At 76.5% G+C, this 13,868-nt stretch carries 9 protein-coding genes and 1 pseudogene; 3 read left to right on the forward strand and 7 right to left on the reverse strand.

The annotated features are described in order from the left end of the window. Window positions 1–97: 97 nt before the first annotated feature. Window positions 98–346, reverse strand: coding sequence for a WhiB family transcriptional regulator (locus tag ACWPWV_RS11480; protein ID WP_021481972.1), 249 nt, complete (start codon window positions 344–346; stop codon window positions 98–100). A gap of 221 nt (window positions 347–567) precedes the next feature. On the opposite strand from ACWPWV_RS11480, the gene ACWPWV_RS11485 reads away from it, so the two are divergent. Next, window positions 568–1,002, forward strand: coding sequence for a hypothetical protein (locus ACWPWV_RS11485; protein WP_454043121.1), 435 nt, complete (start codon window positions 568–570; stop codon window positions 1,000–1,002). A gap of 4 nt (window positions 1,003–1,006) precedes the next feature. Here the strand turns inward: ACWPWV_RS11485 and ACWPWV_RS11490 are convergent, their stop codons facing one another. From ACWPWV_RS11490 to ACWPWV_RS11510, 5 genes and pseudogenes are all read right to left on the reverse strand, one after another. Next, the gene (locus ACWPWV_RS11490) at window positions 1,007–5,290 is read right to left on the reverse strand and encodes an FtsK/SpoIIIE domain-containing protein (protein ID WP_454043122.1); all 4,284 of its coding nucleotides are present in this window, start codon (window positions 5,288–5,290) and stop codon (window positions 1,007–1,009) included. Window positions 5,291–5,396: 106 nt separating this feature from the next. After that, window positions 5,397–7,949 carry an ABC transporter permease gene (locus tag ACWPWV_RS11495; RefSeq protein WP_454043123.1) on the reverse strand — a complete coding sequence of 851 codons (2,553 nt, stop codon included), beginning with the start codon at window positions 7,947–7,949 and terminating at the stop codon, window positions 5,397–5,399. Beyond that, entirely contained in the window at window positions 7,949–8,803 is an 855-nt protein-coding gene (locus tag ACWPWV_RS11500; protein ID WP_454043124.1) for an ABC transporter ATP-binding protein, read from the reverse strand. The genes ACWPWV_RS11495 and ACWPWV_RS11500 overlap by 1 nt, the downstream gene beginning before the upstream one ends. 157 nt (window positions 8,804–8,960) lie before the next feature. Then, window positions 8,961–9,689 (reverse strand): response regulator, encoded by a 729-nt coding sequence (locus ACWPWV_RS11505; protein ID WP_454044524.1) that lies wholly within the window; start codon window positions 9,687–9,689, stop codon window positions 8,961–8,963. 126 nt (window positions 9,690–9,815) lie between these two features. Continuing rightward, window positions 9,816–11,246 (reverse strand): annotated as a pseudogene (locus tag ACWPWV_RS11510) (sensor histidine kinase); the annotation flags it as partial. Between the two features lie 6 nt (window positions 11,247–11,252). Here ACWPWV_RS11510 and ACWPWV_RS11515 point away from each other — a divergent pair. Next, window positions 11,253–11,936, forward strand: coding sequence for a response regulator transcription factor (locus tag ACWPWV_RS11515; RefSeq protein ID WP_251150375.1), 684 nt, complete (start codon window positions 11,253–11,255; stop codon window positions 11,934–11,936). Between the two features lie 30 nt (window positions 11,937–11,966). Continuing rightward, entirely contained in the window at window positions 11,967–13,292 is a 1,326-nt protein-coding gene (locus tag ACWPWV_RS11520) for an ATP-binding protein (RefSeq protein ID WP_454043125.1), read from the forward strand. Window positions 13,293–13,358: 66 nt separating this feature from the next. Here ACWPWV_RS11520 and ACWPWV_RS11525 read toward each other — a convergent pair whose 3' ends face one another. Next, window positions 13,359–13,850 (reverse strand): GtrA family protein, encoded by a 492-nt coding sequence (locus tag ACWPWV_RS11525; protein ID WP_454043126.1) that lies wholly within the window; start codon window positions 13,848–13,850, stop codon window positions 13,359–13,361. Window positions 13,851–13,868 lie beyond the last annotated feature (18 nt).

Below are 13,868 nucleotides of genomic sequence, written 5' to 3' on the forward strand. Positions count from 1 at the left end.
GTCGTGCCCCCGGGTCGTGCCACGACGAAGGGCCGCCACCCGGTGGGTGACGGCCCTTCGTGAAGGTGCTGCGGCGCGACGGACGCGCGGCGCGGCCTCAGCCCGCGCGGCGGGCCCGGGCGGTGCGGCGCTTGAGCGCGCGGCGCTCGTCCTCGGACAGACCGCCCCAGACGCCGGCGTCCTGGCCCGACTCGATCGCCCACTTGAGGCACGTGTCGACGACGTCGCAGCGACGGCACACGGCCTTCGCCTCCTCGATCTGCAGGAGGGCGGGGCCCGTGTTGCCGATCGGGAAGAACAGCTCGGGGTCTTCGTCCAGGCAGGCTGCGCGGTGGCGCCAGTCCATGGTGTGTCTCCTCGGTACGGGGGGAACCTGGACGCAGGTGATGACGCTGCGCGGTGGGCGCCGCAAGGCCAGGTTCCGAGCGGGGGTAATTGATGCTTGAACCAGGTTCACACCTCGTGAAGACGAGCACAAGGGGTTACGAGGAAGTTTCCTCCGGATGAATCGTGAGGTGTGCGTCACAGGGGAGTGAAGCCGCAGGTCGCGGCGTACGCTGGGTGATCGTGCCCTCTCGACCCGCCCCAGAAGCCCGTCCCGAGCCTGGCCCCGGGGGCCGCCCCGCAGCCCTCCTCGCCCTCGTCGTCGGCGTCCTCGCCGAGGCCCTCGCGCTCGTCGTGGGAGGCGTCCTCGTGCTCGTGGAGCTCGTCGCCGGGGGGTCGCTCTCGGTCGGCGTGAGCCTGTTCCTCGTGGTGTTCGCGCTCGGTGTCGCGTCCCTCCTCGTGCTGTGCGTCCGCGGCCTCCTGCAGGGCCGTCGGTGGGCCAGGTCCCCGGTCGCCACGTGGCAGATCCTGCAGGCCGTCGTCGCGATCAGCTCGATGCAGGTCGGGGCCACGGCGTGGGTCGTGGTAGCGCTGGCGCTCGCCGTCCTCGTCCTCGTGCTCCTCCTCCTGCCGCGCGTCGTCGAGGCGACGACCCGGGACGCCCGTCCGGCGGCCTGAACCCTCAGGGCCCCTCCGGGACGGCGACCTGCACCGGGGCGAGCACCGCGCCGTCGACGAGGACGCCGCGCCCCGGTCGCGGCCGTCCCGGGTCGGTGAGCCAGGACAGGTCGTGACCGAAGACCTCGCCGCTCCCGCGCTCCGCGGGGGCGAGGACGATCCCCGCGCGCTGCGCGCGCAGCTCGGCGAGCGGACCGCGCAGCGCCATGGCGGCAGCACCCGTCGTGGCCGAGGCGACGAGGCGCACGCCCTCCCGGCACAGCGCGGCGACACGGTCGGCCTCGAGCACGCAGAGCTGCGCGAGCAGGTCGAGGTCGTCGACGACGAGCACGGGCTGGCCCGTCGTGCTCGACGGCGATCCCGGCGCGGCGACCGCGTCCAGGAGGCGCCCGACCTCTGCCGGCGAGAAGCGTCCCGCGACGGGGACCCCCAGGTCCGCGACGTCTTCCCACGACGGGTCGCGGGCGAGGACCCCGCGCAGCACGCCCGCCGCCGCCGCGTGCCGGGCGAGCAGGGCGAGCGCCGTCGTGCGACCGCTGCCGGGCGGCCCCACGACCAGCGCGCCGCGGCTCGCGTCGAGCGTCAGGACCGTGGCGGCGTCGCCGCCGACGCCCACGGGCACCGCACCGACGGCGCCCACCGCACCGACGGCGCCCACCGTGCCGGACCTGCCGGCCGGGCCCGCGTGCGCCGCGGGCCGGACGGGGAAGCGCAGCGCGCCGGCGAGGACCCGGTCCGGCAGGGCGGCGAGCCGCAGCGGCCGGACGGTCGGAGGACCGACGGTCGGAGGACGGACGGTCGGAGGACGGACGTCCCGGGGACCGGCGTCCGGCCGGACGACCTGGCAGAGGAGCGGTTCCCCCGGCCCGACCCACACCGCCCGACCGGGAGGGCCACCTCGTCCCGCCAGCGGAGCGGGCACGCCGAGGGACACGTCGTCGTGGCGGTCGCGCGACGACAGGACCGCCCGGACCCCGACGTGCCCGGCCAGCCCGGCCACCGTGGGACCGGAACCCGCGAGGGCGAAGGCCGCCCCGGACTCGGCGAGCGCCTCGGCGAGCAGGTCGGCTCCCGCACCGCCCGCGAGCGACGACACCGTCGCACGGACCGCCTCGACGTCGTCGACGAGCACGAGCGTGCGAGCGGTCGGTCGGGCGCCGTCCGGCCGGACCTGCGCGTCGTCGTGGCGCGCGAGGAGGCGCAGGAGCCGCGCGACGCGCCGCGCGTCGGAGCGGGCGACGACCGTTCCCACGCGCGGGTGCACCGCGAGCCCGTCGAGCCGCGCACCGATCGCGTGCACGTGCCAGCCCTCCCGGAGGGCGGCGTGCGCCAGGGCGAGCAGCGTCGTCGTCCGTCCGGAACGCGACCGGCCGAGGACGGCGAGGTGCCCGTCCCGCGGGTCCCAGCGGACGACGACGCGGCGCTGGTGGTCGGGGTCGTCGCCGAGAGCGAGGGGGAGCGCCTCGGTGGCGACGGCGTCCGCTGCACGGACCTCGTGCGGCGCTCCGACGTCGTGCACGGCGTCGAGGTCGCGCGCGCGGACCTCGTCGGGCAGCGCGGGCAGCCACGGGGGGCTGGGCGTCGTCATGCCGGCCCGGTCGGCCACGGTCCGGGCGGCGTCCACCAGCAGCGAGAGCGTGTCGGGCGCCCCCCGGTCTCCCGCTGTCCCGGCTGCGGGCCGGTCGTCGAGCGGCGGCGGGGCGCCCCACGCCGGTGCGGCGCGGACCCCGGCCGTGCGCGTCGGCAGGGGTGCGCCGGCGCGAGCGCCCTGGAGCGCGACGGGCGGGGCGGCACCGCACCGCACCACGAGGCGGCCGGGCGTCCTGGCGGGGATCTGCGCCGCGTGGGGCGACTCGACGACGTCGCGCGAGTCCGCGGCGTCGACGACGCGCAGCGCGAGCCGCAGCGTGATGTTGGCGCGCACGTCCGCGCTCACGGCGCCCGCGGGGCGCTGCGTCGCGAGCACGAGGTGGACGCCGAGCGAGCGGCCCTGGGCGGCGACGCGCAGGAGCCCCGGGAGGAAGTCGGGCAGCTCGTCGGCGAGCGCGCGGAACTCGTCGATGACCACGACGAGCCGGGGCAGCGTGCCCGCGGGGAGGTCGTCGACGTCCGCCGCGCGCGTGGCGGCGAGGACGTGCTCCCGGCGACGCAGCTCGGCGCGGAGCCCGGCGAGCGCGCGTCCGGCGAGACCGGGGTCGAGGTCCGTCACCTGACCCACGACGTGCGGCAGCCTCCCGCACGCGCCGAAGCTCGCACCGCCCTTGAAGTCGACGAGCGCGAACGTCACCTCGGCGGGCGAGCGGCCGAGCGCGAGCCCGGTGACCAGCGTCTGGAGCAGCTCGGACTTGCCGGCCCCGGTCGTGCCCGCCACGAGCACGTGCGGGCCGTCGCCGACGAGGTCCACGACCACCGGCGTCCCGTCCGGCCCGACGCCGATCGGGACCGGGAGGCCTCGGCCGTCGCGCGTCGTGGCGCGCTGCCACCGGTCCGCGACCCAGACGACGGTCGCCGCGCCGTCGGGCCCGGGGTCAGGGGGCACGCCCAGGAGCTCGGCGAGCGAGACGTCGTCCGGGAGGGACGGTGCGGCGGGGTCGCAGCCGTCCGGGGCCGCCGTGACCCCGGGCGGACGGAGCCTCCCGAGGTGCTCGGCCGCGGCGAGGTGACGCGCGAGCTCCTCGGCCCACCCGACGTCCACGCCGACGTACGGCACCGGGGCACCGACGCCGTCCGCACCGGTCAGCACGGCGGTGGCGCCGCCGACCTCCAGGACGGTGCGGCACCACGCGGGCACGGCGCCCACGTCGCGGGCCACGAGGACGAGGCGCGCGCCCGCCGGGCCGAGCCGGTCCCACGCGGCGGCGAGCTCGCCGGGCGCGAGGTCGCCGTCGACGACGAGCACCCTCGCGACGTCGAGCACGGCGTCGTCGAGGGTCCGGACGAGCGCGCTCCGCGGCAGCCACCGGCACCAGGACCAGTCGGGCGCCGCACCGGGGGCGTGCCGGACCGTCAGCGCCGCCCCGGAGCAGAGCAGCTCGGCGAGCACGGCGCGCGCTGCCGCGAGGGCGGCGGAACGCGGGCCGACCACCGCCACGCAGCCGTCCGGGAGCCGCACGCGGGGCACCGCGCCCGCCCCGGTCGGCGCCGCCCCGGTCGGTCCTCCGTCGGTCCGGCCGCCGGCCGACCCGGCCACGGGTGCGGTCCGGTCGGGAGCGTCCGGCGAGGCGCCGTCGGGGGCCAGGTGGGCGACCGCCGCCCACGCCAGCAGGTCGGCGGGGCGAGGTCGCAGGGGGTCGGGCGGGAGGGGCGGTGCCGGCCTGCCCGTGCCCGCGCGCCGGCGGGCGTCCACGAGCGCCGGGACCAGGACCGCGAGCGGACCGACGAGGGCGAGCAGCGCGTAGAGCGGTTGGCGGAGCGTCACCGCGAGCGCGAGCGACGCCACGGCCGGGGTGAGCGCCGTCGCGAGGTGCGCGGTCCACCGGCGCGGCGCCTCGGGGACCGCCGGCGTGGCGGCGTCCGAGCCCGGGTCTGCACCGCGGGGCGCGAGCTCGAGGTGCGGGCGCGGGCGCAGCGCATAGGTCGCCGGGCCGTGCACGACGACGTACCCCTCGCGCCAGCGGGTCGCCCGTCGCGGCGAGAGGCGACGGCGCCGCCGCCTCGAGATCCCGGCGGCGCCGTCGCCCGGGTCTGCCGCCCGCACGCGGTACGCGCTGCGCGGCCCTCGGACGAGCACCGCGTGCCCGCGCCGCGACCGGGCCGTGCGCGCCGCGAGCGCGTCGACCACGACGACGGCCGCGCCGTCGCGGGCCGTCGCCCTCGCCGGCCCGTCGGCGCCGGTCCGTCGGTCGGCACCGGTCCGCCGGCCCGGCCCGGTCGGGCGAGCCACCGGCACCGGCACGTGCCCCGGTACCGGCACGAGGCGGCCGGCGCGAGGACCGCTGAGCACGGCGACGTGCCACGGGGCGGCGAGGACGTCGGCGGCGCCGGAGCGGGAGGCGCCCCCGCGTCCGTCGCCCGTGCCCAGCGTGACGCCCGGCAGCAGGGGCCGGGTGCCGCACCGCTGGTCGTCGTCGACGGGGACGCCGTCGACGTGCAGCCGCGCGGCGAGGAGCTCCGGTCGGCACGTCAGGTCCGCGAGCGCCGGTCGTGCGTCGCCGAGCCGGACGCCGACGTCGACCAGCACGTCCGTGCCCGGTCGCAGGGTGACCCGCACCGCGCCCGCCGCGCGTGGTGACGGAGCCGGCGGTGCGGCGAGGAGCCGCGGGGCGGCGGGAGCGGTCGGGGCGGTCACGCGCCGATCCTGTCGCGCCGGGCGCCCCCGCGCCCCGACGACGGACGCCCCTGTGGACAACCGTCCACAGGGGCGCCCGCCGGTCCCGTCGGGGACCTCCGCGAGGTCAGTCCACGGCGAGCGCCGCGACCGGGGACGTCCGGGCCGCCGTCCGACCGGGGACCACGGAGGCCACGAGCCCGGCCACGAGGGCCACGACGAGCACGAGCGCGATGTCCCGCCACGGCACCGTGAGCGACACGTCGCCCATGATGCTCAGCGCGGTCGCCGACCCGGCCCAGCCGTAGAGCACGCCGAGCACGATCCCGAGCAGCGCGCCGACGCCCGCGATGAGCATGCCCTCGAGCGCCAGCATCCAGCGCAGCTGCGAGCGGCTGAGCCCGATCGCGCGCAGCGTCGCGGACTCGCGCCGCCGCTCGATGACGGACAGCGAGAGCGTGTTCGCCACGCCGATGAGGGCGATGACGACCGCCACGGCGAGCAGCCCGATGATCACCGCGAGGATCGTGTCGATGACCTGCTGCATCGTCGCGCGCTCGACCGCGACGCCGATCACCTCCACGGGCGCGTCCGTCCCGACGATCGCGTCCTGGATCGCGGGCACCACCTGCATCGCGTCGTCGGGCGAGCCGAGGCCGACCCACAGGCGCGAGACGACGGCCGACGGGTCGACCGCCAGGGCGTCGGCGGTGGTCATGAGCCAGCGGTCGCCGATCGCCCCGACGTGGGCCGTGAGCTCGACCGTCTCGCCGGTCGGTCCGGTGAGCGTCAGCTCGTCGCCGTCGGAGACGCCGTACGACTCGGCGGAGTACTCGGGCACCATGACCGTGCCCTCGCCGAACGCCTCGAGCGTCTCGGGCGAGCGGACGACGTCGAGCGCCTCCGCGGGATCCACGCCGTGCACCGAGGCGTAGCCCCCGTCGGGCAGCGTGACCTCCGTCCCGGTGAGCCCGACGACGCCCGCGACGCCGTCCACCTCGGACACCGCGCGCACGACCGTGTCGGGGACGGCCTGGTCCGTCGACCCGTAGTTGTCGGCCGCGACCATCACGTCCACGGGGTACTGGTCGTCGAGCGCCGAGTCGAGGCTGGACCGGGCGCTCGCGGCCCCGGTGGACATCATCGCGACGAGCGTGACGCCGATGAGCAGGGCGGTGCTGGTCGCCGTGGTGCGCCGCGGGTTGCGCAGGGTGTTCGCCGCGGCGAGGCGTGCCGTCGACCCGGTGCCCGCGAGGAGGCGGCCGACGAGCGCGACGACCTTCGGGAGCCAGAACACGGCACCGACGAGCACGCCGACGAACGACAGCGCGCCGCCCGCGACCCCGACGAGGATCCCGGCCTCGGGGCTGTCGGCACCCAGCACGATCCCGCCCGCGAGGAGCGCGGCGCCACCGAGCGTGAGGAGGGACGCGAGCACGAGGCGCACGCGTCCGCCGCCGCGCACGCTCGGGGCGTCGGCCGGGCGCAGCGCCTCGAGCGGTGCGACGCGGGTCGCCGCGCGGGCCGGTGCCAGGGACGCGACGAGCGTGACGAGCGTGCCGACGAGGAGCGGCACGAGCACGACCGCCGGGGTGACCGTGATCGTCGCGGGGACGGGCACGCCGAGGTCGGCGCCGCGGGCGACGAGCAGCGCGACCTGCGTGAGCAGGGCGCCGAGCAGGACGCCGCCCACGGACGACGCCACGCCGAGGATCGTCGCCTCGGAGAGCACCGAGCGCGCGAGCTGCGCCTTGTTCGCCCCGACGGCGCGCAGCAGCGCGAGCGTGCGGGTGCGCTGGGCGACGAGCACCTGGAACGTGTTCGCGATGACGAGCGCGGCGACGATCAGGGCCACCGCGGCGAAGCCGAGGATGACGTACGTGAACACGTCGCGGTCTCCCGTCATGCTGCGCGCGACGTCCTGCGCGTGCTCGGACGGCGTGACGGCCCGCGACCCGTCCGGGCCCTGCGCGACCAGCGCCGTGCGGGCCGCCTCGAGGTCCGTGCCGGGTGCGAGCCCCACCATCGCGGCGGAGTAGGTGCGCTCGGCGTCCTCCGGGGACCGCTGGGCGTCCTCCCACGCGGCCAGGTCGGCGGCCGACAGGACCGCCGCGCCTCCCATCTGGGCGTACGCGCCGTACGGGTCGTCCGTCGTGCCGACGACCGTCAGCTCGTCGCGGAGCTCCTCGTACGCCCCGCCGTCGGGTGCCGAGTCGTCCCACACGTTGCGCAGGCTCACGACGGTGTCGCCCACCGCGACGTCGAGGCGTTCGGCGACGCTCTCGGGCAGCGCGAGCTGTCCGGGCGCGCTCGGGAGCGAGCCCTCGACGACCTCCAGCGCCTGGAACCGCGGGTCCGACGGCGCCGGGACCCCCATCTGGAAGACGCGCTTCGAGCCGTTCGACAGGTCCAGGTAGGTCAGCTGCACGGCGTCGACCGCCTCGACGCCCTCGGCGTCGGCGAGCGCGTCGACGTCCGCGGCGGTGAGCTCGCCGGGGGCGGACACCACGAGGTCCGCGTCGGCGAACTGCGCGGCGATCGAGTCGTTGGTGGTCCGGGTGATGACGTTGCCCGCGATGAGCGTCGCCGTGACGAAGGCCGTCCCGATGACGATCGCGATGCCGGCCGCGGTGAGGCGGCCCAGGCTGCGGCGCATCTGCGCCAGGGTGAGGCGGAGCATCAGGCGCGCACCGCCCCGCCGGCCGCCGCGAAGCCGTCGCGGTGCTCGCCCGGCGCCGGGGCCTCGAGCGTGCGCAGCGCGTCGAGCCCGGCGAGCACGGACTCGGGCGTCGGGTCGGCGATGTCGCCGGCGATCCGGCCGTCCGCGATGAGCACGACACGGTCCGCGTACGCGGCGGCCGCCGGGTCGTGCGTGACCATGATGATCGTGCGGCCGAGCTCGCGGACGCTGCGGCGCAGGAAGCTGAGCACCTCGGCGCCGGAGCGCGAGTCGAGGTTGCCCGTCGGCTCGTCCGCGAACACGACCTCCGGGGCCGCGATGAGCGCGCGCGCGATGGCGACGCGCTGCTGCTGGCCGCCCGAGAGCTCGCTCGGCCGGTGCGTGAGGCGCGCCTGCAGGCCGAGCGTCCCCACCAGGGTGTCGAACCACGCGCGGTCGACCGTGCCGCCGGCGAGCTCCACCGGCAGCGTGATGTTCTGCTCCGCCGTGAACATCGGCAGCAGGTTGAACGACTGGAACACGAAGCCGACCCGGTCGCGGCGCAGCTGCGTGAGCGCGTTGTCGTTCAGGCGCGTGACGTCGGTGTCGCCGATGAAGGCGTGCCCGTCCGTCGCCGAGTCCAGCCCGGCGAGCAGGTGCATGAGCGTCGACTTGCCCGAGCCGGACGGGCCCATGATCGCGGTGAAGTGCCCGCGCTCGAAGTCCACGTCCACGCCGTCGAGCGCGCGCACGACCGCCTCGCCCGTGCCGTAGGTCTTGCGCAGCGCGCGGGCGCGCACCGCAGGGCCGGCCGTCCTCGTTCCGGGACCGCCGTCGGGTGCGGGCTCGGCGGGTCGGTACACGGTCGTGTCCACGTCGTCTCCTGGTGTCAGCTGCTGTGGGGATGTCTCGAGAGGTGCGCCCGGGACGTCGCCCGGGAACGTCCTCGACGCTACGGACCGGACCCCCGGCGTCGCGTCCCGCGTCGGTCGGGACCTGCAGGTCCCGGCGTCATCCCGTGGTCGTACGACGTCAGGCGCCGGGTCGCACGAGCCCGGTCTCGTAGGCCGTCACGACGGCCTGGACCCGGTCGCGCGCACCGAGCTTGGCGAGGATCCGGCCGACGTGGGTCTTGACCGTGGCCTCGGCGACGAACAGGTCGCTCGCGATCTCCGTGTTGGACCGGCCGCGCGCCATGAGCAGGAGCACCTCGCGCTCGCGCTCCGTCAGGCCCTCGACGGCCGCGTGCGCGGGGGAGTCCGCGACCTGCTCGGCGGGCAGCGCCGTGACGAGGTGCTCGAGGAGACGTCGTGTCGAGGAGGGCGCGATCACCGCGTCCCCGCGGTGCACCGTGCGGATGGCCGCGAGCATCTCCTCCGGCGGGGCGTCCTTGAGCAGGAAGCCGCTCGCGCCGGTCCGGATCGCCTCCAGGACGTACTCGTCGAGGTCGAACGTCGTGAGGACGATGACGCGGGGGACGTGCACCCCGTCGGCGGCGGCCGCGGTGAGCCGTGCCGTCGTCTGCAGGCCGTCGAGGTGCGGCATGCGCACGTCCATGAGCACGACGTCGACCGGGTGGTCGGCGAGGAGCCGCAGCGCCTGCAGGCCGTCGCCCGCCTCGACCGTGACCTGCAGGTCGGGCTGGGAGTCGATGACCATGCGGAACCCGGCGCGCACGAGCTGCTGGTCGTCGACGAGCGCGACGCGCACCGGGGCGCTCGCGGGCTCGTCGGACGGGAGGAGGGCGGTGGCGTCGGTCATGGCGTCCTGTCGGTGGTCGGGGTGGGGAGGGTGGCCGCCGGGCCCGTGGCGGGGCCCGCCGCGGGGGTCGGCGTCGTGCCCGACGGCGCGGGCCCGGCGCGCGCGGGTCACCGGCGGGACCGGAAGGGTGAGGTGGACACGGAACCCGCCGCCGGGGCGCGGGCCGGTCGTCACGCTGCCGCCGAACAGGGCGGCGCGCTCGCGCATGCCGAGCAGGCCGTAGCCGCCCGACCGCCCCGGCGCGGCGCCCGGGGGCTCCGCGGCCGCGCCGCGGCCGTCGTCCTCGACGAGGAGGGAGAGCGAGGTCGCGTCCCAGCGCACGACGACCGTCACGGTCGGGTCGGGACCGGCGTGCTTGAGCACGTTCGTCAGCGCCTCCTGGCACACGCGGTAGACCGTGAGGCCGGCGCCGGGCGGCAGGGTCCGCGTCTCGCCGACCCGGACGAGGGACACGCGCAGGCCGCTGTCGCGCACCTGCGCGACGAGCGTCTCGAGGTCGGCGGTGTCGGGCTGCGGAGCCCGCTCGAGGGCCGCGACCGCGGGGTCCGTCAGCCCTCGGGCCGTGCCCGGGGGCAGGAGCCCGCCGGGCGCGGGGGGCGGCGGCGGACCGGCACCGAGCGCCGACGGTCTCGCGGACGGGCCGGCGACCGTGCGCGGTGCCTCGGTGCGCAGGACGCCGAGCAGGCGGCGCATGTCGGCGAGCGCCGCGCGGCCGGTCTCGGACACGGTCGTCAGCGCCCGCTGCGCGGCCGCGGGGTCGGACGCCGCGGCGTACCGGCCGCCGTCGGCCTGGGCGATGATCACGGACAGGGAGTGCGCCACGATGTCGTGCATCTCGCGCGCGATGCGCGCGCGCTCGGCCGAGGTGGCGATCTGCGCCTGCTGGTCCCGCTCGACCTCGAGGCGCTCGGCCCGGTCGACGAGCGCCGCGATGGTCTCGCGGCGCGAGCGCCGCACGAGGCCGAACGCCCACACCGCGAGGAACGTCGTGCCGCCGAGGGCCGACGTGAAGAACACCATGGTCGCGAGGTCCGCGAGGCTCCCCGTGCGCACCCCGAGGGCCAGGCCGAGGACGACCGCACCGACGAGCGCCGAGACGATCGCCGTGCGGTGCGCCCAGCGCGGACCGTAGACCGTCACCGAGTAGAGGGCGACGAGCACCGCGAAGTCCGCGGGGAGCAGGACGAGGTAGCCGGCGAGCAGGTGCAGCAGCGCGACGGCGAACACCGCGGCCGCCGACGTCACCGGGCGCACGCGCCGCCAGGGCAGCGGGGCGAGCACGAGCGCGGCCCAGACGGCCCCCCAGCCACCGCTGAGGCTGGAGTCGACGGCACCGGCGCTCGGCGCGAACGCGGCGGACGAGGGGATGAAGACGACCGCGACGAGCAGCGTGAGGGTGAGGTCGACCCCGAACCTGTGCTGCTCGTTCCACTGCCCGAGCCGTGCGTACCACCCCATGCCCCTCAGCCTAGGCAGGGGGCGTCCGTGTGACGTCCGCCCACGGTCGGACAGGAGTCGGTTCACGAGGGGACCGAAGTCGTAGTGATGCCCTAGCATGAGCGAATGACCCACGTACTGCTAGCGGAGGACGACCCGGCGATTGCCGAACCTTTGGCACGTGCGCTGACACGTGAGGGTTACAACGTCGTCGTCCAAGGAACTGGTCAAGGGGCGATCGACTCCGCGAGCGGCGCCGACATCGTGGTGCTCGACCTCGGGCTGCCGGACATGGACGGGCTCGACGTCGCGCGCGAGATCCGGCACAAGGGCCTGAGCACCCCGGTGCTCGTGCTCACCGCCCGGGCCGACGAGGTGGACCTCGTCGTCGGCCTCGACGCCGGGGCGGACGACTACGTGACGAAGCCGTTCCGGCTCGCCGAGCTGCTCGCCCGCGTGCGGGCGCTGCTGCGGCGCAGCCACGGCGAGACGGGGGACGAGGAGGAGCTGGGCGCGCAGGACGTGCGGGTCGACGTCTCCGCGCACCGCGCCTTCCAGGGCGAGCGCGAGCTGCACCTGACCACGAAGGAGTTCGAGCTCCTGCGCGTGCTCGTCGCCAACGCCGGGTCGGTCGTCGTGCGCGACGCGCTCATGCGCGACGTGTGGGGGTCCGAGCCCGTGGGCTCGACGAAGACGCTGGACATGCACGTGTCGTGGTTGCGGCGCAAGCTCGGCGACGACGCCAACTCGCCCCGCTACATCTCGACGGTCCGCGGGCTCGGGTTCCGCTTCGAGACCGGCGAGAGCTGATCCGCCGGGTCGTGGAGGGCAAGGAGTAGCGTGCGGCGCCGGATGCTGCAGGCCACGGTGGCGGCGGTCGCCGTCGCCGTGATCCTGCTGGGGTTCCCCCTCGCGTTCTTCGGGGCGCAGTTCGTCCTGCAGGGCGAGGCCGACGACGTCCAGGCACGCGCCGACCGTCTCGCGACCCGGGTCGACCGGCGCGTCGACGCGGGCGAGGAGATCCCCGACGTCACGATCGAGGAGGCCGTGCAGGGCGCCGGCAAAGACATCCCGGCCTCCGTGTACGTCCAGCTCCCCGACGGCACGCTCCTGCGCGCCGGCGAGGAGGTGACGGGCCGCGCGATCCGTACGGCCACGACGTCGGAGTCCGGTGCCCTCGTGGTCGTCGAGATCTCCTACTGGGAGGCCTACTGGCGCGCCGCCCAGATCGTCATCCTCGTCGTCGCGGCCGCCGTCGTCGCGTTCGCCGCGGGGATCGTCATGGCCGTCTGGCAGGCGAACCGGCTCTCCGCGCCGCTCGTGTACCTCGCGGCCTCGGCGGAGCAGCTCGGCTCGGGACAGGTACGACCGCGGCTGGAGCCCTCCGGGGTCGAGGAGATCGACCTCGTCGCGGCGGAGCTCGCCCGCAGCTCGGACCGGCTCGCCGGGCGGCTCGCGGCCGAGCGGCAGTTCGCGGCGGACGCGTCGCACCAGCTGCGGACCCCGCTCACCGCGCTGAGCATGCGCCTGGAGGAGATCTCCCTCGCGTCCGACGACCCGGCCGTGCAGGAGGAGGCCCGCATCTCGCTCGAGCAGGTGGAGCGGCTCGTGGGAGTCGTCGACGACCTGCTCCAGTCGTCACGCCAGGCGCAGGGCGGCACCACCGAGGCCGTCAACCTCCTCGAGGTGGTCCACCAGCAGGAGGAGGAGTGGGTCCCGACCTTCGAGAAGGCGGGGCGGCGGCTCGTCGTCGACGTCCCTCCCGACTACCAGGTCCTCGCGACGCCGGGCGCGCTCGCCCAGGTGCTCGCGACGCTCATCGAGAACTCGCTCAAGCACGGCGCGGGCACGACGACGGTGCGGGCGCGGCCGTCCGGCACCAGCGGGGCGGTGGTGACCGAGGTGTCCGACGAGGGCGCCGGGGTGCCGGACGACCTCGCGCCACGGATCTTCGAGCGCGAGGTGACGTCCGGTGCCGGCACCGGGCTCGGGCTGGCCCTCGCGCGCGACCTCGCGGCGTCGGACGGTGGGCGGCTCGAGCTCGCCCAGCGCCGCCCGCCGGTCTTCGCGCTCTTCCTCGCGGGGGTGCCCCGGCGGCTCGACCCGCGCGTCGTGCTGCCGACGGGTACGGCCGTCCCGTCCCGTCGCCGCCGTCGTCGCCGCTGACCGTCCCCCTCCGCCGCCGTCGGCGGGACGCCGGGTTTGCAGGCCCGCGTTCCGCGCGGCAGGGCGTCAGCCGGCCCGCGCGGGCTCGGCGTCCTCGTCCGCGGGCTCGGTCGACCCGGTGAAGACGAGGTGCCGGTACGCCACGTAGCGGAACGCCGTGCCGAGCACCAGGCCCACGACGTTGGCGGACACGTTCTTCGCGAGCGGCGACGTCAGACCGAGGACGTACGTGGAGAACGCGAGGCACCCCACGGCGATGAGCATGCCGCCCACGTTCACGACGACGAACGCCGTCAGCTCGCGCCCGCGCGTCTCCGTGCGACGTGCGGAGAACGTCCAGTACCGGTTGCCCAGCCAGGAGACGAGCGTCGCGACGGCGACCGAGACGGCCTTCGCGGTCAAGGGCTTGTGCCCGAGCACCTCGCCCGGCCCGAAGCTCAGCAGGTTGAACAGGCCGAGGTCCACGACGTACGCGAGCGCGCCGACGGAGCCGAACTTCGCGAGCTCGCGCACGCGGTCGGCGATCCGCTGTCGCGCGGAGCGGGAGCCGGGGGCCATGGCACCGAGGCTACCGGC

It is taken from the genome of Cellulosimicrobium sp. Marseille-Q8652, assembly GCF_965112045.1.

Bases quoted from the DNA above. Each gene is read 5' to 3' on its own strand.
- ACWPWV_RS11480 (WP_021481972.1), bottom strand. From the start codon at position 346: ATGGACTGGCGCCACCGCGCAGCCTGCCTGGACGAAGACCCCGAGCTG.
- ACWPWV_RS11495 (WP_454043123.1), bottom strand. From the start codon at position 7,949: ATGCTCCGCCTCACCCTGGCGCAGATGCGCCGCAGCCTGGGCCGCCTC.
- ACWPWV_RS11505 (WP_454044524.1), bottom strand. From the start codon at position 9,689: ATGACCGACGCCACCGCCCTCCTCCCGTCCGACGAGCCCGCGAGCGCC.
- ACWPWV_RS11515 (WP_251150375.1), top strand. From the start codon at position 11,253: ATGACCCACGTACTGCTAGCGGAGGACGACCCGGCGATTGCCGAACCT.
- ACWPWV_RS11525 (WP_454043126.1), bottom strand. From the start codon at position 13,850: ATGGCCCCCGGCTCCCGCTCCGCGCGACAGCGGATCGCCGACCGCGTG.